Source organism: Pseudomonas sp. EMN2, assembly GCF_009650555.1.
In the GTDB taxonomy this organism is placed as follows: Bacteria; Pseudomonadota; Gammaproteobacteria; order Pseudomonadales; family Pseudomonadaceae; genus Aquipseudomonas; species Aquipseudomonas sichuanensis.
The window spans coordinates 31,648-52,463 of the sequence record NZ_VZZR01000025.1 but is presented as its reverse complement, the minus strand read 5'-3'; the positions used below and the strand labels follow the sequence as shown (position 1 = coordinate 52,463).

Below are 20,816 nucleotides of genomic sequence, written 5' to 3'. Positions count from 1 at the left end.
ACCAGCGGATAGGTGCCGTTGCCAATGCCTGAACATTTTCGTGCGCTTGTCGTCATTCTGTTCCTCGCCACCGTGGTGTTCGTGCTCGCACGTGGCCCCGCCAGCGACCTGATTCCCGAACGCGATTTCAAGCGGCGACGCAACCTGTGGTTCGCCCTGACACTGCTGGCCTTCGTCTCGTACAGCTTCTGGATATACGCCGGGGCTGCGGCGGTCATCATGTACCTGGCGGGACGGCGCGAACGCAACATCATGGCGCTGTTCTTCATGCTGCTGTTCGTGATGCCCCCCGCCACGGTGCCGATACCCGGCTTCGGGGTGATCAACTACCTGTTCGACCTGAACCACGTCCGCCTGCTGACCCTGTGCGTGTTGCTGCCCGCCGCCCTGGCCTTGCGCAGGCAGGCCGACACACCTGGCTTCGGGCGCCTGTGGCCCGACCGCCTGCTGGCCGCCAGCATTGTCTTGATAGGCGCGCTGTACCTGCGCGAAACCACCCTCACCGACACCCTGCGCCAGGCGCTGTATCTGTATATCGACGTATTCCTGCCGTACTACGTGGCCAGCCGCGCCCTGCGCGAGGTCAGCGACTTCAAGGACGCCATGCTGGCCTTCGTGCTGGCCGGCTTCGTCCTGGCGCTGATCGGCGTGGCCGAGTTCGTCCGCCATTGGCTGCTGTACAACGCCCTGCTCGAGGCCATGGGCGTGCAGTGGAGCATGGCCAGCTACCTGAGCCGCGGCGGCTCGTTGCGAGCCAGCGTCACCACCGGCCAGGCCATCGCCCTGGGCTATGTGATCAGCGTCGCGATCGGCCTGTTCCTGTTCGTCCAGGGCTATGTGCGCAGCCCCCTGCAACGTGCCATGGGCGCGCTGCTGCTGGCGGCCGGGCTGGTCGCACCACTGTCGCGCGGCCCGTGGATCGGCGCGGCGATCATCGTGGCGGTGTTCATCGCCACCGGCAGGGGTGCAGTCAAGCGCCTCACCCTGTTGGCCGTGGCCGGCGTACTGGCCATCCCGCTGCTGACCGTGGTACCGGGGGGCGAGAAGGTGCTCGACATGCTGCCGTTCATCGGCAACCTGGAAAAAGAGAACATCACCTACCGCGAGCGCCTGCTCGACAACTCGTGGATCGTCATCCAGCGCAACCCGCTGTTCGGCTCGTTCGATTTTCGCAATACCCCGGAAATGCAGTCGATGATCCAGGGCGACGGCATCATCGACATCGTCAACACCTACCTCAACCTTGCGCTGAGGGTTGGCCTGGTGGGCCTGGGGCTGTTCGTGGCGTTCTTCGTCTGCGTACTGCGGGGGGTTCGCAAGGCCATGCTGGCCTTCCCGGACAAGGATGACGAACAACGCCAACTGGGGCGGGCGCTGCTGGCCACCCTGGTGGGCATCCTGGTGATCATCTTCACCGTCAGCAGCATCACGGTGATCCCCGTGGTGTACTGGTCAGTTGCCGGGCTGAGCGTGGCTTACATGCAGATGGTCCGCAGACTACGTGCAGCCCAGCCCGCACCCCTTCCCCAGCGCGGCCTTCAACCCAGGTAACGACAATGAAGTCATCTGCACTGCGCCCGTTGCTGCGGGTTTCGCTCCTTGCTGGCCTGATGATTCTGCCATTTGCAACGCAGGCTGCGGCCTGGACCGTCAAGGTGGAGGAACAGAACGGCTTGCCGACCGTGACCCGCGGTGGCGGGCCGGCGATGATCGCCAAGTTCGATTTCTGGGGCGCTGACTGGGACTGGACCGGTTTCTATGCCGCGCTCAAGGTCAACGCGCCCTACCGCTATACCCTGGAGGGCAAGAACAAGGACCTGGACTTCGACCTCAAGGCGGACATCAGCAAGCCCGGCGAACGCACCCTGGCCTGGAACTTCGACCTGGATGCCCATAGCCGAAAGACCAAGGTGATGGGGGGGGGCATGGTCTTCCATTTCGACCCGGCACTGGTTGCCGGGGAGATGGGCGCCCCGCAACTGTTGCCCGGCAATCGTGGCTGGTCATGGGGCAACGATGCGCAGGGGCGTCGGCTGGAAATGCGCTTCGAGCCGGCGTTGGCCAAGGTGTACTTCGAACGCGGCAATCCCAGCGAAGTCCGGGCGTTCTTCTACAGCGAGGCGATCGAGCCCGGTCGCCAGCAGATCAAGGCACAACTGCAGGTGAGTGGCGACATTGCCATCGGCCCGACGCCCACCGAACGCTTCGGCATGGTCGACCCTGCCGGCTGGCCCGACGACCAGCTCGACTGGCGCACGTCACCGGTCGACCTGTCGTTTCTCAACGCGCAGGAAATACCGGCGGGCAAGCGTGGCTTCGTCAAGGCGGTTGGCGAACAGTTGCAGTTTGCCGACGGTACGCCGGCACGCTTCTGGGGCACCAACCTGACGGCCTACGCCTTGTTCGGCACCCCAGACGAAGAGATCAAGGTGCAGGCCAAGCGCCTCTCGGCCCTGGGTTTCAACCTGGTGCGCCTGCATCATCACGACTCGCCCTGGGTCAGCCCGAACGTCTTCGGCGACATGACCAGCCTGCGCGACACGCGCCAGCTCAATGCCGAGTCGCTGCGCAAGCTTGACCTGTGGATCAAGAGCCTGAAGGACGAAGGGATCTATGTGTGGCTGGACCTGCACGTCGAGCGTCCGGTCACCCCGGCGGATGACATCTATGGCTTCGATGAGCTGCCCAAGACCCACGGTGCCGCAGGGCTCAAGGGCTACGCCTATGTCAACGTCACCCTGCAGCAGGCCATGAAAGCCTTCGCCGAGCAGTACCTGACCCATGTCAACCGCTATACCGGCCTGGCCTACAAGGACGACCCGGCGGTCGCCGCGGTACTGATCACTAACGAGAACGACATCACCCAGCACTTCGGCAATGCCCTGTTGAAAGACAAGAACGTGCCCAGGCACTACAAGTTGTTCGAGAGCGAGGCCAAGGCCTTCGCCCAGCGCCAACAGCTGAATGCCGACGAAGTCCAGATGACCTGGCTGCCAGGCCCATCAAAGCTATTCCTCAACGACCTGGAACACCGCTTCGACATCGACATGATCCAGCACCTGCGCGGGCTTGGCGTAAAGGTGCCGATAGTCACCACCAGCACCTGGGGTGGCAATGGCCTGAGCGCGCTGCCAGCGCTGACCACGGGTGATGTGATCGACGCTCACAGTTATGGCGGTGGCGGGCAGTTGGAGCGCAATCCGTTGACCAGCGACGGCATGCTCGACTGGCTCGCAGCGGCCCAGGTGGTCGGCAAGCCGATGACGGTGACCGAGTGGAACGCCGAGCCCTTTCCCACCCCCGATCGCCACTCATTGCCGCTGTACATCGCCGGCACCGCCAGCCACCAAGGCTGGGACGGGCTGATGCAATACGCCTACAGCCAGCAAAAATTCATCGAAGGTTGGCGCACCGCCGACAACTGGCACGCCTACAACGACCCGGCGCTGCTCGCCACCCTCCCCGCCGCGGCCCTGCTCTACCGGCGCGGGGATGTGCGCAAGGCCACCACGCGCTATGTGTTCGCGCCAACGCCCGAGACCCTCTACAACCGCGCTATCAGCCCGAACAGCTCGGCCCTGCTGCGCACGGCCTGGGAGAAAGGCCGGCTGCAGATCGCCATGCCTGCCACGCCTCAGCTGCCGTGGTTGCAGCCCAGCGTCATCCCGGGTGACGCGAAAGTGCTGCGCGATCCAGACCAGTCACTACTGGACGCCACCGCCAGCGAGTCCACCAGCGACACCGGCGAGCTCAAACGCAACTGGCAAAAAGGGCTGTACACCATCGATACCGCCATGACCCAGGTCGCCACCGGCTGGCTGGGTGGCCAGTCGGTCCAACTGAGCAACATCCAGGTCCAGATACAGACCCCCTATGCCAGTGTTGCGGTGCAAAGCCTCGATGCCAAGCCATTGAGCCAGTCGCGGACGATGCTGATCTCGCTGGGCACCCGCGCCGTGCCCCGCGAGGATGACAAGACGCCCTTCCATGTCGAGCCCCTCGCCGGCACCCTCAGCGTCAAGGCTTTGCCAGGCTTGAAACTGTTCGCGCGCAATGCCGCAGGGAAAGAAACGCAGCTGCCTGCGGACTACGACAATGGGCGCTACAACATCCGCCTCGATGGCCAGCGCATGTCCAATTGGCTGTTCCTCAAATAGCCATCTAGAGTCTGCAAAGGCCTGTTGCGGCAACCGGCGCGCCCGGTTGCCACAAAGGGACGTCCGTACGGGCAGCAGCTTCCAGGAGGTTTGCATGAAGTTCTTGGTGGTCGGTGGTGCAGGCTACATCGGTTCGCACATGGTCAAGCACTTGCTGGCCGAGGGGCATGACGTGGTGGTGGCTGACCTTGCACCCACACGGCCCCGGATCAAATGGGTGGAACTCGACATCGCCGATGCAGCTGCACTGGATGCCCTGTTCGCCGAATACAGCTTCGATGCAGTGTTCCATTTCGCCTCGTTCATCCAGGTGGGCGAGTCGGTCACGGAGCCTGGCCGGTACTATCAGAACAACGTGGCGGCGACCCTGGTGCTGTTGCAGGCCATGGTTCGCGCCGGGGTCAAGCGGCTGATCTTCTCTTCCACCGCCGCCGTGTATGGCGACCCGCAGTATGTGCCGATCGACGAGCAGCACCCCAAGGCGCCGATCAACCCCTATGGCTGCAGCAAATGGATGGTGGAACAGGTTCTCCAGGACTTCGACCGCGCCTACGGCTTGCGCTCGGTGTGCCTGCGTTACTTCAATGCCGCCGGGGCAGACCCCGAGGGTGAATGTGGCGAGCGCCACGAGCCGGAAACCCACCTGATCCCGCTGATCCTGCAAGCGGCCTCGGGGCGGCGCCCCGCCATCACCGTGTTCGGCCGCGACTACGACACCCCCGACGGTACCTGTATTCGCGACTATATCCATGTAGCCGACCTGGCCTCGGCCCATGCGCTGGCAGTGGACTACCTGGTTGCCGGTGGCGCCAGCACCGCGTTCAACTTGGGCAACGGCCTCGGGTTCTCCGTGCAGCAGGTGATCGACACCGTGCGTGATGTGACGGGGCGTGAAGTGTGCGTCGAGGACGCGCCACGCCGCGCCGGCGACCCGCCGCGGCTGGTGGCAGATGCCGGAAAGGCCAGGCAGGTGCTCGGCTGGCAACCGGTCTATGGCTCGCTTGAGGCGATCGTGCGCCACGCCTGGAACTGGGAAAAAAAATACCCCTGGGCTTGACCCCAGGGGCACGCTTCACCGCTTTACTCAGTAATAGTCGCGGGTCTCGGGCTCAGCCTTGTTCAACACGGCGCCGATCATGTTGGCGGTGGCCAGGTGGTACAGGCAGTCTTCGATATCCTTCTTGCTGTTCACACCATTGGCGACCACCAGCAGCACGCAGTCGATCTTGGGCAGCACGGTGATCGCGTCATCCGAGCTGAGCAAAGGCGGCAGGTCGAAGATGCAGATACGCGATTCGTAGCGATCACGCAGGTCGGTGATCAAGTTGCCCACCTTGGCCGAAGACAACATCTCGGTGGACATCGGGATCGGTTCCCGGGTCGGCAGCACCACGAAACGTGGCAATGTCGGGTTCACCAGCACCTCCTCAAGCCCTGCCTTGTCGGCCAGCAGGTCATTGAGCGCCCGGTCCATCGGCAGGCCAAGGGTACTGCCGACCCGCGGCCGACGCAGGTCGAAGTCGACCAGCAGCGCCGTCTTGTTGGTGTGGTGGGCAATGCTCATGGCCAGGTTGATCGCCAGCACCGTCTTGCCCGCTGCGGGCGTCGGCGAGGTGATCGCCAGGGTGCGCCAGCCGTTCTCTTCCATGGTCTGCAGCACCTGGGTGCGCAGCAGGTCGAACGCCCAGTTCATGTTCGAGTTCTTGTTGTAGGCCACGATCCGGTGGCGCTCAAGGTGCTCCGCGCGCAGCGGTACCACCTTGGTTTGCACATAGTCGAACGGGCCAAGCACGTCGGTTCGCTGAACCAGCGGTGCCGGCAGTTTTTCGGCAGGTGGAACCTGATGAAGGCCTTTGCCGATTGCTGGCGTATTCCTGTCCATTGCTGCGCTCCCTAGCCAAACCGCGCCATAGTTTTAAACAGTAGTAGATCCAGCGGCATGTAGAACAGATGCACAAGCAGCAGCAGGACCAACGCCATCACCAACGCACCAATGATCGCCCACACTCGCATTTTTTTGCGTCGCGCCTGCTCGGCCTGGGTGGAAATGAACGGAACGGCTACCAGCACGCGCCGGCCGAGCACGCTCTCCAGTGCGCCGACACCACGTACCCGCTGATTGAGCAACTCAAGCAGCATCACCAACGCCCCGCCACCGGCAGGTGCGAGCACCAGGCCCAATGCGACGATTTTCTTGCGGTTGGGTTTTACCGGCTTCTCCGGCATCAGCGGTGGCTCCAGCAACACGAAGCGCTCGGCTTTGTTTTCCTGCTCCAGGCTTTCGGTGATCTTCGCCCCCATTTCCTTGGCGCGGATCTCTTCGTACTTCTTGCGTGCGTTGTCATGGTCACGCATCAGGGTGACCAGGCCGCGCTCGACTTGCGGGGCCTGAAGTATCTCCGCTTCGTAACCTTCGATCTTGCTGCTCAGCTGGCGCTTCTGCTCGGCCAGCGAGGCAATCCGGTCCTGGGCCGCCACCAGCTTGGCCCGGGCCCGGGCCACGTCGAGGCTCACGCCCGAGGCGGCGTTGGCTTTGCTGCCGCTGGCCTGCAGCGCATCGATCTTGCGCTTGACCGCCAGCACGTCCGGATGCGCTGGCGTGTAGCGAGTCAGCAGCCGGGCGTACTCTGCCTTGAGGCTGGGCAGGTCCTGCATCTGGTCGGCTGCACCGGAACGTGCGCCATCGGTCTTGGTCGCAACCCCCGCATTCGCCGCCGACAGCTCCAGCTCCATGTAGCGAAGCTCCTCCTGGGCGCTCTTGTAGTCGCGATCGACTTCGCGGAACTCCAATTCCGAGCGCGACAGCATGCTCATGCGCAATGCCTGATTCTCCGGCAAGGCATTGGCATTGGCCTGTTTGAAATCGGCAAGCTGGTTCTCCAAGGTGGCCAGCTCGGCGCCGAGCTTGTTGGCTTCCTGGGTGAGGAACTCGGTGGTTTCACTGGCCCGCTCGGTGCGTTGCTTCATGTTCTCGTTGAGGAACAGGGTGACCAGTTCGGTGGCAACTTCCTTGGCCACTTCCGGGCGTTTGTGCTCGAACGAGACGTTGAACGCCACCGTGGTCTCGCCGCGCCCCTTGACGAAGGTGCTGAGGGTGGTGACCAGGATCGCGTTGCGCATCTGGTCGATCTTGTCCGACTCGCTGAGCTGGTGACCCTTGTCGTTGAACAAGCCGTACTTGTCCATGATCTGCAGCAGGTTCTCGCGGGTCATCACGCGCTGGCGAATGACCTCGATGCGCTCATCGGCAAAGCTGTTGTTGTTCGCCGAGACCAGCTCCGGCGAGATCTGCTGTGACTCCACCAGGATGGTGCCGGTCGACTGAAAGGTGGGCGGCACCGTCAGGGCAACCCCGACCGTCACCGCCAGGATGACGATCATGCTCAACCCCAACAGCAGGGCCCGGTCCTTGATGATGGCGAGGTAATCTTTGACGGACATCTCGTATTCAGTCTTCATGGCGGGCCCACGCTGAAAGTCAAAGGTCTGGGAGTCTGTAGGTCAGGGTCAATCCAATGATCGTAGCTTCTGCATCCGGCACGTCGTCCTGCTGGCGTTGCTTGTACATCATCGACAGGCGCAGGTCCCAGAACGGCGAGAACTCATGGCTGGCCCAGGCGCTGTAGGTCTGCAGGGTGTTCGGCGTCTGGCCCTTGCTGTCCTGCCAGGACGCTTCGAGGCCCACACGGTTGGTCTCGCTCACGGCATAGCTCCACAGCCCGCGCACCATGTCGAGTTCGGCGAAACCACCCTCGGCGCTGGCGACGGTACTGCGCTCGGCACTGAAGCTGGCAGCGGCACGCTCACCGTTGTAGTCGAGCGCCACCCCACCCTCGCCACGGCGCCCGCCCCCGGATCCGGAGACCTGGTTGACGCCAGCGTGCACGGTACTTACAAGCCGGTCGGTCAGCTGGTACTTCACGCCGACGGTCGGGGTATAGCTGTTGGTGGCCCGCGCCGTATCGGTCTGCTCGGGTTCGTAGCGACGCACCAGCAGGCCAGTGAACACATCGGTGCGGGCGTTCCAGGCATAAGTCAGGGTAGTGGCGTTGGCATACTCGTCGTAACCCGTCAGCGTGGTAATGTCATAACGGGCGTGGGAGTAGGTGGTCTGGTTGTCCAGGGTGGTGCGATCGGTGAGGGCGTGGGTCCAGGTGCCCGTCAGCAAGGTCATCTTCTGGGTGCCGTCGGTGGTCACTACGCCGGTGTCCAGAACGCTGCCGGACAAGGTCGAGCTTTCGACATACTGCGCCTTGAGCCCGAAGCGCCCCTTGTCGGTATCGCGTTGCCAGCCAAGGCTGACATCGGGGTCTTCACGGTTGTCCATCACATTGGTGTCGGACGAGCGCAGCACATGCACGCCGAGCCCCAGGTTTACCTGGTCGCGGCCGTAGGTGCCGACAAGGTTGTACGTGGGCTCGATGAGTGTGCGCATAACACCCTTCTCGTCAGACGTCAGCAACAGCGGGTTGCTGTCGTACTCGACGGTCGTGGGGACCACGACCGAAGACTGCCAGTTGGCGGCCTGTACCAGGCCGGAAAACGGCATCATCATGATTGCCGTTGCAACGCTTGTTGTTCGAATAATTGGCACTATGCGGTCTTAATATTGAGTCAGACAGATCAGGGAACGACCAGTGTGTCGCCCGCCTGGAGTTGGAAGTTGGTGGACAGGTCACGCCCGGAAACCAGATCCTTGTAACGCACCGGCAGCACCTTTTGTGTCGCGCCCGTACCGCGAATGACCTTGATGGCGCTTTCATCGGCGAACTTGTCCAGGCCGCCCGACATGCTCAACGCCTGCAGCACAGCGGTAGGACCAGCCATGGGCACCGGGCCAGGCTTGATCACCTTGCCCTGCACATAGACAAGGTTGCCGGCGGTACCGGTTACCACGACGCTGACATTGGGCTCGGCGAGGTATGCCTTCAAACCGGCACTGATTTTCTGCGCGGCAGCGGTCGGGTCGAGCCCGGCCACATTGACTCGTCCCGCCAACGGGAAGGTGATGCTGCCATCAGGCAGGACGGTGGTTTCCTGGCGCAGGGTTTCTTCCTGCCAGACCGAGATCATCACTCGGTCGCCAGGGCTCAGCAGATAGGGGGTAGCGGATGGGTCATCAGCACGGCTGGCACCGGACCACAGCATCAGCACGCACAGCACAGCAGACATTAGACGTACCATGGGGGTCCCTCCGGCCTGATGGCCTGCAAAGAGCACTGATTGAGAACAACGCACTACATCTCGCTCTGGTCGCGACGAAAACCACCGCCGCGATGGCCCCGATCATCCTGGAAGCCAGTACCGTCTTGCGCCTGAACGCTGACACCTCAGCGTCAGGCCCGCCGGCTACTGGAATATAGCAATGGTAGGAAAATTGACAAGCTTCTGTAGGATGCCAGGGCCGCCAACAACAGATTTCACCTGTCAATTTACTGGCTTATTACCAAAAAGCATTGCAACTTTTAAGACAGCCTTTGAACGCTCACACAACTCATTGACGCACTTCAAATTTTACTTCTGTTGGCAACAGCAACAAAACCGATCACCGCAAAAGCGAACAGCCAACCCGCCGTCGCCAAAGGAATAACGCTGGCATGGCTCATATAGGAATCGGCTGCCCTTGCGGCGCCGCTCAACAGGACCAACAGGAAAATCGATTTAATGAAGAGTGTCGAGCGCATAATCCCCTCCTGCACAAGAGGATGAACGTTATTGTTGGGGAACAAAGACTGTTTCGCTGTTGAATTTGAGCTTATGGGCACAATGACACTACGTCAACGATCCGGCACCATAATAAATCTCAATCGAAGACCTCTGTTCATGTCAATTTCTCGCCAGATGAAATATGCAGAGATTTGGCATTGATACAGCCCGGGCGAATAGCTGCGAAAGGTGTTTATCTTCGGCCATTTTCGGTTTACCACAAGAGCGCTTGAAAGGCCCATCAAACTTCTGAAGTGACCAGGCAGCGGCTCGGGTGTTTCATTGATGAGAAGCCAAATGCTAATGCTTCGGCTTACAGTCAAAACATCAACGCCCCGCTTCCATGGCCACCGGCATCAGTGCAGGGCCAGGTTCACAATGGCATCAAGTCCAGCGTGCGCTCCACTTCTGCCACATCGATCCGAAAGCCATCACCCTCCGGCAAACCGACCACAAAGCCGAAATGCTGGTGATCGCGATCGGTCAGGTACTTGTAGTAACTGACAAACCGGTTCGGCGGCTGCAAGGTCAGCACGCAGCCACCTGGCTGCAGCACGTTGACGCCATGCACCAGCTGGCTGCCCTCGACGCCGATCACCACCTGTGCCCCCGCGCAGGCGGCGACGATACTCGGCACATCGGCCCGGAGCGGGTCGATGATGCGAAAACCTCGGGTCTTGGCCAGGTGTTCGGCGACCGCGATTTCATTGCGCAACAAGCGCAAGTCGCCATCGCCACCACGCAAGATGAACACCCCCGGGTGGGGCGCTGCATTCACATGCGCCAGCAACTTCTGACCCATCGCGCGGTAGCGGGCATGCCGGCTGCGGTTGTTGCAGTGGTCGTCGAATAAAACCAGCTCGCGGAAAAACGCACTGTGCAGCCGCAGCGGTCGCATATCCAGCCAGTCTTCATAGGCCGGGGCCTGGGTGAACAGCGGGAATCGCGCGGACGGCGCGGTGGTCACCGGCACCCCTTCGTCACAGGCCAGGGCATAAGTGACGCAGTCTTCCATCAGCCAGGTACCAAACCACGAATTGCCGTTCTGCGTGCAATAAACGGCGCCACGCTTGATCTCGTGGTCAACGCTGATCCGTGGGAAGGTGCTGGGTTTTCGCGATAACCAATGGCTGGCATTGCCCTTGTAGAGCGCGCCGTCGACCAGCCAGGCGTCCTTGATCAGGTAGCCACGGGTTGCGCCCTGCTCGATGCACACCCCGCCCTCCATGGTCCGTGCGGGGTGGACGTAAGGATAGAAACGCTTGCCCTCCCAGCCGGTCACCCGCTCCAGCTGGCCTGGTAGATAGAAGGCCGCAGGCGAAACCGTGGTCTCCCCAGGCGCAATGTCCCAGCTTTTGTCCGCAATACTTTTAAGGTCGATGTCCGGTTTGCGCCCAAGGCGCTTTCTGGCCATGTTCTTGTAAGCGGCCAGCGTCCAGGTACTACGACGTGTTGGCGGCGCACTGAAATTCGAAATTCCACTTCCCATTGGGTCCCCCTGCTTGAACACAGAGTCACTGGCTTGTGCAACATGCGCCAAAAACCCTGAACCTTAACTGGACACGACTCGCTCCATGGTCGGTGGTTTCTGCACGCTGGCGTAGCGGCTGCGCAGGTTCTCCAGAAACTGCTCGCCCGCACCTTTTGCGCCATACAGGTAGATCTTGTGCAGGCCGCCGAACACCATTTCATGGTACCGACTGGCGACTTCCTCATCGCTTGGCCCGTCGGGCACACCCAGGTGCAGTGTCAGCTTGTTGCCTTCGACGGCGAACAAGGGGGTATCCCAGAGAAACTGGGCAACCCCCGCCTTGGGCAATCGGACGAACATGTACGCGTGGTTGTTCAAGCCATCGATGTCCCCACCGCGTCGTCTTTTCCACTTCAGCAGCCCGTCATCCGGTCGCGCCACGCACAGGCCGATGTCGTAATAGTCGTAGCCCTGCTCCAGGGCCCACTCGAGGGCCATGTAGGTAGTGATCGAGTTGACTTCACGCAGGCGTTTCGCGTCGGCGAACACCGCTTCGCAATAACCGAAGCGCAGGGTGCTCCAGTAACGTTTGCCGCCACGGGTGATCTCGCAACCCAGGTGGCAGGCAACCACCTCGCCCTCCAGCGTGATCAGGTCGAGCCGGCCGACCCCCTTGGCCAGGCGGAACACATCGTCGGTGGGAAACTGCGCGGCATGAATACCCTGCCGTGCCGAGGCGTACGGGCGCAGCAGCTCGCGATCGGCCATGGCGATCTCGTCATCGTCCAGGGTCTGGCGCATCTGATAAAGCGGCCGGTTCTTGCGGATACTGCGGCGCAGCTCACTGTCGTAACGCGCGGTGATCTCCTCCAGCGGGCGCCCCAACGGCACCACGGCGCTCAGGTAATGCGGTACGTTCAAGGCGCCTGTGGTCGGCATCTCGCTCACCACCACCACGTGCCCCGATGCTGCAGGCTGCACCTGCTCGTTGGCGGCGGACGCATTGCCCTGCCCCTTGCCGCCGATGAGCAACTTGGCCATCTCCCGGCCCTGCTTGCGACCGATGTAGAGAATTTCGTAGGGGCTTTCCTGTTGCAGACGGAACCTGGCTATTTCCCAGCGCCAGAAACAGGCGCGCCCAAGAAAATCGCGTAACTTGTTTGATACATTCCTCAGTTCATAGCGCATGGAGGGTGATATGAACCTACGGGCAACAGCCACCAAGTATTGTTTCATCGCGCGTCAACGTCCCTTGCTGTTGTCGGATGGACACACCTGAATAAAACCACCTAAGTGCTTGAAGCGCCAACCTAACCATCTGATATTCAACACTTATAAAGTCATTAACTGCACTCACATTCAGAAACAATTAAAGGTGCAGGAAAATCACTTTGCAAGCGGCACATTGCTATCAAGGCCAGGTATTCCTTGGCGCCAATTTAATATCCAAGCACAGTGTCATCAGGTCTGCCTGCCTATCGTCCCCGCCATTAGCTATCTACCGCACCCACTGAGTCTTTTCGGGGCCTGCTGTTCGCTCGATAGAACAGGAGTCACCGCATGCCCTACCCGGATATCAACCCGCATCAACAGCTACTCGAACAACAGCTTCCTGGCTGGACCCAAGCGCTACCAGCCGAAAACTGGCAAACCCTGCGCGGCGTACTGGAACCCGCCCAAGGGCTGCCCGGGGCAGAGGCCGACTGGTTCAACAATGCCGCCCCCGACCTGCGCGAAACCCTGCTCGCCAGCCAGGACCGCCTGGCACGCTCGCAACAGGCCTTGTCCCACGCACTCAAGGGGCTGCAGCAAATAAGCCAATTCTGCGAGCCCCTGCTGCAGGCACAACTGGCGCAAGACGGCATCCTCGCACCTGCACGTGACACCCAGCTGTTGCATGTGCAGCGCGAGTGGTCCTGGCTCGGCACCCGCTTTCTGTACAGCAGCGAACGGCACAGCCTGCTGCAGGCGGCATTGCTCAACTTTGGCGGCGATGAGTCGTTCGACAGCCACAGCGCAATTGCTGCTGCAGCCGACATCAACGTGCAGCCGATCACCGTTGAAGGTTTCGCGCCAATCGGTTTCGACACCCCAGGCGCTACCGTTCAGATGACATCCGAGGCCTACCAGGTCAGCGCCCTGCCCCTCACGCCCCAGGCCTTTGCCAGCATCTGCAGGCAACTTGACCTGGGCCAGCGATACCAGGAGCACCTGCAGCACATCTTCGACGGCAGCGACAGGGCACGCTTGCGCGCCCTGGCCGTGGCGGTGCTACGCGACCGCTTGCGGGTGGCGGCTGATGTCGGTTACCTGCGCCACGCCCTCAGCGGCACCGCCCGCGATGCAGTGGAGCGCCTGCTCAACGGTGAGCCCGGCCACTGCTGGATGCTCGCGCTGTTCGGCATCCCCTTGCATGAGGTGCTGCTGATCGACGCTGGCAAGGCCGGCCTGCTGCTTTACCTTCCCGGCCACAGCCCGGCATTGCAACTGTGCAAGGATCAGCCATCAGTGGAGGCCGCGCTGGCGCAACGCTTGATCGACCCGCAAGCCCGCCAGCGCTTCCTGGCCTACTTGCCACTTGACCAGCGCGCACAGTTCCTCGATTTGCTGCGCCAGAACCTCGACGCCAGCGGCCTCGGTCTCAGTGACCAGACCTGGGTCAGTTCCAGCCCGGCGAACCTGTACCTGACCCTCACCCCAGTACCTGGCGAATTATTCGGTTTTCTTCAGGATCGGCACCTGGCGCGGCTCAAGGCCGAAGCGCGTCTGCTGGCAGTCCCGACCGCCGATGCCGACGCGCAGGCGCGCAGGCGCCGTCTGGACGAGTGGTTGAGCCTTGGCATGGATGTACTGACCGTTGCCGGCTTTTTTGTCCCTGGGGTCGGCACCCTGCTGCTTGCCGTCATCGCCTGCCAACTGCTGGACGAGGTCTACGAGGGCTATGAGGCATGGAGCATCGGCGATCGCCACCTGGCTCTGCGTCACCTTGAGGCCGTCGGGCTGAACCTGGCCTTGATCGGAGGCCTGCATGTGGCCGGCAAGGTGTTGCCGAAGCTGTTCAACAGCCCACTGATGGAAAGCCTCGACCAGGTGCGCGTGGCCGACGGCAGCCGACGGTTGTGGCGCCCGGAGCTTGCTCCCTACCACAGCCCGATGGCCCTGCCTGAGACGCTGCAAGCCAACGCCAGCGGGCAGTTCGAGCATGACGGCAGGTATTTCATTCGCATCGACGGGCATCTGTATGAACAGCGCCTAGACCCACAGCTCAAGCGCTGGCGCATCGTTCACCCGGAGCGCAACGACGCCTATCAGCCGCTGCTTGAGCACAATGGCGAGGGCGCCTGGCATGCCGAGCACGAACAGCCTCAGGACTGGGGCCTGGTCTACCTGATACGGCGCTTGGGGCCGGAGTTCGAGGGCTTCACTGATGACGAGCTGCGCCGGGCAACGCAGGTGTGCGGCCTGAGCGAGGACGCCCTGCGCCGCGTTCACCTGCGGTCCAGGCCCACCCCGCCGCTACTGGCCGATACCCTGGCACGCCTGCGTGCCGAGCAGCAGGCCCTGGCCCGGATGGCGCAGGACGCCAACCTCGCCCACGCGCCACTGTTCGAGGGTTACTACAACCCAGCCCGCCCTGCTGACCCACTGGTCGATCAACTGCTGATCGACCACCCACGCCTGACCCGGCCGCTGGCCACACGCCTGGTCGCCAGGCTGGCGGCCGCCGAGCGCAGCCAACTGCCAGCCTGGCTCGACAATGCCGCCCGCCAGGTGGCAAGCGACTTGCCCCTCACCCGTGCCCTGGAAGGCGTGTGGTTACCACAACTGGCCTCAGCCAACAGCGAGCGCCTGGTGCTCATGTGCGTGGAGCGGATGTCCGGCCGCTCGACGCTACGCCTGGAACTGCGCGCTGGCAGCCCCCAGGGACCAGTGCTGCGTGCCATCGGCCCCAGCCAGGCAACCGAGCGCTACACCCTGATCAAGTCCGCCGAGGGGTATGAGGCTTACCGTGGTGAGCGCCCGGCAGCCGGCACGGTCGATCAAGACCTGTGCCGCGCACTGGTTCAGGTTTTTTCCAGCGCCCGGCTACAGGCGCTGGGGCTGCGCATCAAGGGCGCCGAAGGTTTGCGCGAGCAGGTGCTGGCCCTGGCCCAGGATGATCGGCAGGGCCTGGCCAGACAGCTCTGGGGCGGCGCTCCCGCGTGGAGGCGACAGGGCGGACTGCGCGGCGGCGATGCAGGTGGCAGCTACCCACTGCCGTTGCTGCGTGACGCCACCCGTGGACGCTACCGGCGTCTGTACCCCAGCGCCGATGACCAACAGTTCCTTGACGACCTGTCGCGCTGGCACCATCAGGGCATTACCCCGGAGTTCGCGCTGGGCAGGCTGGAAGCGCGCCTGCAACGTCTGCGCGACGACTTGGCCGAATGGTCGGCCAGCTCCCCCAGGCGCCAGCGCGCAGTGCGCCCGATCATCGATGCCTGGCACCGCGACTCACCCAGCCCAATCACCCCGCAGCACGGCATCCAGGCGCTGGACCTAGCGGGCCTCGAACTGACCAACGAGGATATCGCCAGCCTCGCCCTGCCGGACGACTTCAGGCACGTCGAGGAGCTTGAGCTCAGCAGCAACCCAGAGTTGAGCTGGCTGCACCCGGAGTTCCTCGAGCGTTTTCCACTGCTGGAGCGCCTGCACCTGCGGGACAACCGATTCGCCACCTTACCGGAGCTGGCCATGCCAGAGCGGTTGATCTCGCTCGACTTGCAAGGCAACCGCATCACCTGGGATGACCTGGCCCAGGCGCGCCTGGAGCGCTCGCCCAACCTGCTGCACCTGGACCTCTCGGATAATCCATTGCTGCGCGCGCCCGACCTTGGCAACCTGCGTGACCTGTTACTGGTAAGCCTCGACAACACCAGCCTCACGCAGTTGCCACTGGGGCTGGACAGCCTGCCAACGCCTACTGAAGCCAGCGACGGCATAAGTCTGTCGGTGCTGGACCTATCCGACAACCAGTTCACGGCCCTGCCGCAGGGGGTGGTGTTCCCGGAGCACGTCGCCCGGGCCATGGAGCTGGAGAGCGATTGGCTGACGCCCGCGATGCGGGGCCAGATCGATGCCTACTACCAGGCGCATGGCATCGACCTGCTGGTGGCCGACTACCAGTATGAAGAACTCCTTGAGGGCACTACTGTTGCCCAACAGGCAATCTGGCAGCGGCTGCCCGTTGCCTACCGCCGCGGGCTGCGCGCCGTTCTGGTCAACGATGCCTTCATGAATGACCCGGATGCCGCACGGCAGGAGCTCTGGCGGCGCCTGCAGCGCATCGATTCAGAACCCGTGATGCATGACTATGCGATGAGCCAGGCGCCCTGGCGGATACTCGAGCTGCCCATGTAGCGCAACCTGCAGCGGCGACGCTCACTCCCTGGCCGGGCGCCGCCGTTCACGGTGCTCGGCCAGCCAGTGCTGCAAGGCCGGCGCCGGCATCGGCCGGCCAAGCAAGAAGCCCTGCCCCTGGTCACACCCGGCGTTGCGCAGAAAATCGTACTGTTCCTGAGTTTCGATCCCTTCGGCGGTAATCCTGAACCCCAGGGCATGCCCCAGGTCGATGATCGCCCGGGCGATGGCCACCGCGTCGTCGTCGCCAGGCAGGTCCTTGATGAAGGCGCGGTCGATCTTCAAATGGTCGATCGGCAGCGCGCGCAGGTAGGCCAGCGACGAATAACCCGTGCCAAAGTCGTCCACCGCAGTGGCCACGCCCATCGCCTGCAGCTGCGCCAGCACCGCGCAGGCCTGTTGCTGGCTCTCCATCAGCAGGCTCTCGGTGATCTCCACTTCCAGCAGGCTGGCCGGCAGCCCGTGCAGCTCCAGGGCGCAGGCCAGGGCGCAGACATAGTCGCTGCGCTCGATCTGCAGCGCCGCCACGTTGATCGCCAGCGGCCCGGGCAGCAGGTCCTGGGCTCGCCACTGCGCCAGCTGCGCGCATGCCAGTTCCAGCACCCGCTCGCCCAGCGGAATGATCAGCCCGGTGCGCTCGGCCAACGGAATGAACTCACCCGGAGACACCAGGCCATGTTGCGGGTCGCGCCAGCGTAGCAGCGCCTCGACCCCTTCCAGGCAGCCACTGAACAGGTCGAGCTTGGGCTGGTACCACAGCTCGAACTCGTTGTATTCCAGGGCCCGGCGCAGGTTGCGTTCCAGCTCCAGGCGCTGCTGCAGGCGTTCGGTCATGTCCGGGTGGTACGGCCGCCAGGCGTTGCGGCCGCTCTCCTTGGCCGCATACATGGCGGTGTCGGCGTGGCGCAGCAAGCTGTCGGCGTCCTCGCCATGCTGCGGGCACCAGGCCAGGCCAATGCTGCCGGTGACCAGGCTGGCATTGCCGTTGAGGTCGAACGGGCGCTGCAGGCAACGCAGCACGGCGCGGATCTGGTGGCTGACCTGGCCTTGCGCGCCCTGCAGCATGAACACGAACTCGTCGCCGCCCAGCCGGCAGACCCGATCCTGAGTGTCCAGTTCCTGCAGGAAACGCGCGGTGGCCTGCTGCAGCAGCAGGTCGCCCATGGGGTGGCCGAGGCTGTCGTTCACCTGCTTGAAGCCGTCGATATCGAGCATCAGCACCGCCAGGCCATGGCCCTGCTCGATGGCCGCATTCAACTGCTGCAGGAACAGCACACGGTTGGGCAGCCCGGTGATGGTGTCGTAGTGGGCCAGCCGCTCCAGCTGGGCCTGGTATTGACGCAGCTCGCGGTTACGCAGTGCCAGCAGGCGCTGCTTGCGATTGAGCTGTGCAACGAACAGGCTGAACAGGCCGGTGGTGGTCAAGGCAAACAGGAACAGCGGCGAGGCAAACAGATTGAGCGCCGACCAGCCGCCGCGCGGCGCGGCCACCAGTTGCCAGAGGCCGCCGGGCACATCCACGCTGACCTTCACCTGGGGCGCCTCGAACAACTGCGCATCCCCCCAGATCACCTCGCCGTCGGCGCCCTTGCCATCACTGCCACGCACGGCCAGTTCGAAACCCGCCTCCGGGCGCAGCCCGGCGGTGAGCAGCAGGCGGTCGATATCGGCAACGACCGAGAGGTTGCCCCAGTACAATTTCACCCCGCGCTTGCCGGTGACGAAGATCGGCCGCCGGTAAATCAGCCCCCGGCCGCCCTGCAACAGTTGCAGCGGGCCTGCCAGTACCGGAGCCTGCCGGTCACGCGCCGACACCAGCAGCGGAAACTGCAGCGGCAAAAGCCGGTAATCGAGGCCAAGCAGCCGCTCGTTGCCCTCCAGCGGGTAGACATCGCTCACCACATCACCCGGCGCCAGGGCGATATGGCGCATGTAAGGCACCGAAGCCAAGGCATCCCTGGCCATGCCGTGAAAATGCTCGACACTGATGCTGCCGTCGGCGCTGATCAGTTGGGCGATGCCCTCGGCCTCGCTGAACGCCGCGCGCAACTGCGCCTCCAGCGCACCGCGCACACCGGACAGGCGCGCGGCAAGGTTGGCCACCTGCTCGGCCTGCTCGCGTTGGGCGTCAAGGTGGCCGAGCACCGTGGACAGGCCGATCCCGACCACGGCGAAACCTACCGGCAGCAGGCGATTGAGGGTACGGCGCAGGGCGCCCTGTTCGGGCAAGGGGTCATCGAGTGCGGGGCGATTGTTGCTGGTCATAGGCCTGACATCGGAGTCGATTCATGCTGTATCGGCGCGCCCCGGGCAATGTTGAGCCAGACTGGTTTTTTTCCTGCGCGGGGTGCATGCTCGGATGCTGAAGCGTTTCACCCAGCCAAATACAAGAGGTGCTAGCCCCATGGAACGTCTGCTCGACTCGCTGTTTCCCACCCCTGACGACATCCCCGCGCAATGGCGCCTGGGCGAGCCCCTGGAGCAACGCGACTACCTGGTGGCCGGTGAACTCAGGCACTGGGACGGCCCGCTGGCCACGGTGCACAGCCCGGTGTGGCTCAAGCACGCTGACGGCGAGCGCCAGGTGACCCTCGGCAGCGCGCCGCTGCTCGACGCCGACACCGCCCTTACCGCCCTGGACGCCGCGGTCCAGGCCTATGACAAGGGCCGCGGCGCCTGGCCGACGATGCGCGTGGCCGAGCGCATCCAGCATGTCGAAACCTTCCTGGCGCGTATGCGCGAACAGCGCACGGCGGTGGTCAAGCTGCTGATGTGGGAGATCGGCAAGAACCTCAAGGACTCCGAAAAAGAGTTCGACCGCACCTGCGACTACATCGTCGATACCATCAATGCCCTCAAGGATCTCGACCGCCGCTCCAGCCGCTTCGAACTGGAACAAGGCACCCTCGGCCAGATCCGCCGCGCCCCGCTGGGCGTGGCGCTGTGCATGGGCCCCTACAACTACCCGCTCAACGAGACCTTCACCACGCTCATCCCGGCGTTGATCATGGGCAACACCGTGGTGTTCAAGCCAGCCAAGTTCGGCGTGCTGCTGATCCGCCCGCTGCTCGAAGCCTTCCGCGACAGCTTCCCGGCCGGGGTGATCAACGTGATCTATGGCCGTGGCCGCGAAACCGTCAGCGCCCTGATGGCCAGCGGCAAGATCGACGTATTCGCCTTCATCGGCACCCACAAGGCCGCCGCCGACCTGAAAAAACTGCACCCACGCCCGCACCGCCTGCGCGCAGCGCTTGGCCTGGACGCCAAGAACCCCGGCATCGTCCTGCCCCAGGTCGACCTGGACAACGCCGTCGAAGAGGCGGTCACCGGCGCCCTGTCGTTCAATGGCCAGCGCTGCACCGCGCTGAAGATCCTGTTCGTCCATGAAGACGTGGTCGAGCCATTCCTCGACAAGTTCCAGCGCAAGCTCGCCGCGCTCAAGCCCGGCATGCCCTGGGAGCCCGGCGTGGCGCTGACGCCACTGCCCGAGCCGGGCAAGCTCGACTACCTCGACGGCCTGGTGGCCGATGCCACCGGCAAGGGCGCGCAGGTGCTCAATGAGGGCGGAGGCCTGAGCCGTGGTTCGTTCTTCTACCCCGCCCTGCTCTACCCGGTCAGCCAGGCCATGCGCATCTACCATGAGGAGCAGTTCGGCCCGCTGGTGCCGGTGGTGCCCTATCGTGACCTGCAGACCGTGATCGACTACGTGCTCGATTCGGACTACGGCCAGCAACTTAGCCTGTTCGGCAACGACCCCGCCACCATCGGCGCGCTGGTCGACACCTTCGCCAACCAGGTTGGCCGCATCAACATCAATGCCCAGTGCCAGCGCGGGCCGGACACCTACCCGTTCAATGGCCGCAAGAACAGCGCCGAGGGCACGCTGTCGGTGCATGACGCGCTGCGGGTGTTCTCCATCCGCACGCTGGTGGCGACCAAATTCCAGGAGGCGAACAAGGAACTGATCAGCGAGATCATCCGCAATCGGCAGTCGAGCTTCCTGACCACCGACTACATCTTCTGACCGACGCCGCCGCCCCGCGTTTGCAAAACGCGGGGCGGCGCGTTTTTTATAGGCAATC

The 20,816-nt window shown here is 63.3% G+C and carries 13 protein-coding genes; 5 read left to right on the top strand and 8 right to left on the bottom strand.

The features are described 5' to 3' along the window. Window positions 1–24 precede the first annotated feature (24 nt). From F6X61_RS09155 to galE, 3 genes are all read left to right on the top strand, one after another. Window positions 25–1,551: an O-antigen ligase gene (locus F6X61_RS09155; protein WP_153786339.1), complete on the top strand. Its 1,527-nt coding sequence runs from the start codon at window positions 25–27 to the stop codon at window positions 1,549–1,551. Between the two features lie 5 nt (window positions 1,552–1,556). After that, window positions 1,557–4,157: a cellulase family glycosylhydrolase gene (locus tag F6X61_RS09150; RefSeq protein WP_153786338.1), complete on the top strand. Its 2,601-nt coding sequence runs from the start codon at window positions 1,557–1,559 to the stop codon at window positions 4,155–4,157. 94 nt (window positions 4,158–4,251) lie between these two features. Further along, entirely contained in the window at window positions 4,252–5,214 is a 963-nt protein-coding gene (gene galE, locus F6X61_RS09145) for a UDP-glucose 4-epimerase GalE (protein ID WP_153786337.1), read from the top strand. 27 nt (window positions 5,215–5,241) lie between these two features. Here galE and F6X61_RS09140 read toward each other — a convergent pair whose 3' ends face one another. The 7 genes from F6X61_RS09140 to F6X61_RS09115 form a co-directional block, all read right to left on the bottom strand. Continuing rightward, the gene (locus tag F6X61_RS09140; RefSeq protein WP_153786336.1) at window positions 5,242–6,039 is read right to left on the bottom strand and encodes a CpsD/CapB family tyrosine-protein kinase; all 798 of its coding nucleotides are present in this window, start codon (window positions 6,037–6,039) and stop codon (window positions 5,242–5,244) included. An 11-nt stretch (window positions 6,040–6,050) separates the two neighbouring features. Beyond that, window positions 6,051–7,616: a lipopolysaccharide biosynthesis protein gene (locus tag F6X61_RS09135; protein WP_153786335.1), complete on the bottom strand. Its 1,566-nt coding sequence runs from the start codon at window positions 7,614–7,616 to the stop codon at window positions 6,051–6,053. A gap of 19 nt (window positions 7,617–7,635) precedes the next feature. Beyond that, a complete protein-coding gene (locus F6X61_RS09130) occupies window positions 7,636–8,706 on the bottom strand; it encodes a hypothetical protein (protein ID WP_371923681.1) in 1,071 nt (356 codons plus the stop codon). A 74-nt stretch (window positions 8,707–8,780) separates the two neighbouring features. Next, window positions 8,781–9,341 carry a polysaccharide biosynthesis/export family protein gene (locus F6X61_RS09125; RefSeq protein WP_153786333.1) on the bottom strand — a complete coding sequence of 187 codons (561 nt, stop codon included), beginning with the start codon at window positions 9,339–9,341 and terminating at the stop codon, window positions 8,781–8,783. A gap of 323 nt (window positions 9,342–9,664) precedes the next feature. Continuing rightward, window positions 9,665–9,841, bottom strand: a complete 177-nt coding sequence (eppA, locus tag F6X61_RS26965) for an EPS-associated small membrane protein EppA (protein WP_178125794.1) — start codon at window positions 9,839–9,841, stop codon at window positions 9,665–9,667. Between the two features lie 395 nt (window positions 9,842–10,236). After that, window positions 10,237–11,352 carry a glycosyltransferase 61 family protein gene (locus tag F6X61_RS09120; RefSeq protein WP_153786332.1) on the bottom strand — a complete coding sequence of 372 codons (1,116 nt, stop codon included), beginning with the start codon at window positions 11,350–11,352 and terminating at the stop codon, window positions 10,237–10,239. Between the two features lie 63 nt (window positions 11,353–11,415). Further along, the gene (locus F6X61_RS09115) at window positions 11,416–12,570 is read right to left on the bottom strand and encodes a hypothetical protein (protein WP_153786331.1); all 1,155 of its coding nucleotides are present in this window, start codon (window positions 12,568–12,570) and stop codon (window positions 11,416–11,418) included. Window positions 12,571–12,894: 324 nt separating this feature from the next. Between F6X61_RS09115 and F6X61_RS09110 the strand changes: the two genes are divergently transcribed. Beyond that, a complete protein-coding gene (locus F6X61_RS09110; protein WP_153786330.1) occupies window positions 12,895–16,734 on the top strand; it encodes a leucine-rich repeat domain-containing protein in 3,840 nt (1,279 codons plus the stop codon). A gap of 21 nt (window positions 16,735–16,755) precedes the next feature. On the opposite strand, the gene F6X61_RS09105 is transcribed toward F6X61_RS09110, so the two are convergent. Continuing rightward, window positions 16,756–18,999, bottom strand: a complete 2,244-nt coding sequence (locus F6X61_RS09105; protein WP_153786329.1) for a bifunctional diguanylate cyclase/phosphodiesterase — start codon at window positions 18,997–18,999, stop codon at window positions 16,756–16,758. 139 nt (window positions 19,000–19,138) lie between these two features. On the opposite strand from F6X61_RS09105, the gene F6X61_RS09100 reads away from it, so the two are divergent. Next, a complete protein-coding gene (locus F6X61_RS09100; protein ID WP_153786328.1) occupies window positions 19,139–20,758 on the top strand; it encodes an NADP-dependent glyceraldehyde-3-phosphate dehydrogenase in 1,620 nt (539 codons plus the stop codon). The last annotated feature ends 58 nt before the right edge of the window (window positions 20,759–20,816 follow it).

Coding starts and splice junctions, on each gene's coding strand:
- F6X61_RS09155 (WP_153786339.1), top strand. CDS start 25: ATGCCTGAACATTTTCGTGCGCTTGTCGTCATTCTGTTCCTCGCCACC.
- F6X61_RS09150 (WP_153786338.1), top strand. CDS start 1,557: ATGAAGTCATCTGCACTGCGCCCGTTGCTGCGGGTTTCGCTCCTTGCT.
- galE (WP_153786337.1), top strand. CDS start 4,252: ATGAAGTTCTTGGTGGTCGGTGGTGCAGGCTACATCGGTTCGCACATG.
- F6X61_RS09140 (WP_153786336.1), bottom strand. CDS start 6,039: ATGGACAGGAATACGCCAGCAATCGGCAAAGGCCTTCATCAGGTTCCA.
- F6X61_RS09135 (WP_153786335.1), bottom strand. CDS start 7,616: ATGAAGACTGAATACGAGATGTCCGTCAAAGATTACCTCGCCATCATC.
- F6X61_RS09130 (WP_371923681.1), bottom strand. CDS start 8,706: ATGCCGTTTTCCGGCCTGGTACAGGCCGCCAACTGGCAGTCTTCGGTC.
- F6X61_RS09125 (WP_153786333.1), bottom strand. CDS start 9,341: ATGGTACGTCTAATGTCTGCTGTGCTGTGCGTGCTGATGCTGTGGTCC.
- eppA (WP_178125794.1), bottom strand. CDS start 9,841: ATGCGCTCGACACTCTTCATTAAATCGATTTTCCTGTTGGTCCTGTTG.
- F6X61_RS09120 (WP_153786332.1), bottom strand. CDS start 11,352: ATGGGAAGTGGAATTTCGAATTTCAGTGCGCCGCCAACACGTCGTAGT.
- F6X61_RS09115 (WP_153786331.1), bottom strand. CDS start 12,570: ATGAAACAATACTTGGTGGCTGTTGCCCGTAGGTTCATATCACCCTCC.
- F6X61_RS09110 (WP_153786330.1), top strand. CDS start 12,895: ATGCCCTACCCGGATATCAACCCGCATCAACAGCTACTCGAACAACAG.
- F6X61_RS09105 (WP_153786329.1), bottom strand. CDS start 18,999: ATGACCAGCAACAATCGCCCCGCACTCGATGACCCCTTGCCCGAACAG.
- F6X61_RS09100 (WP_153786328.1), top strand. CDS start 19,139: ATGGAACGTCTGCTCGACTCGCTGTTTCCCACCCCTGACGACATCCCC.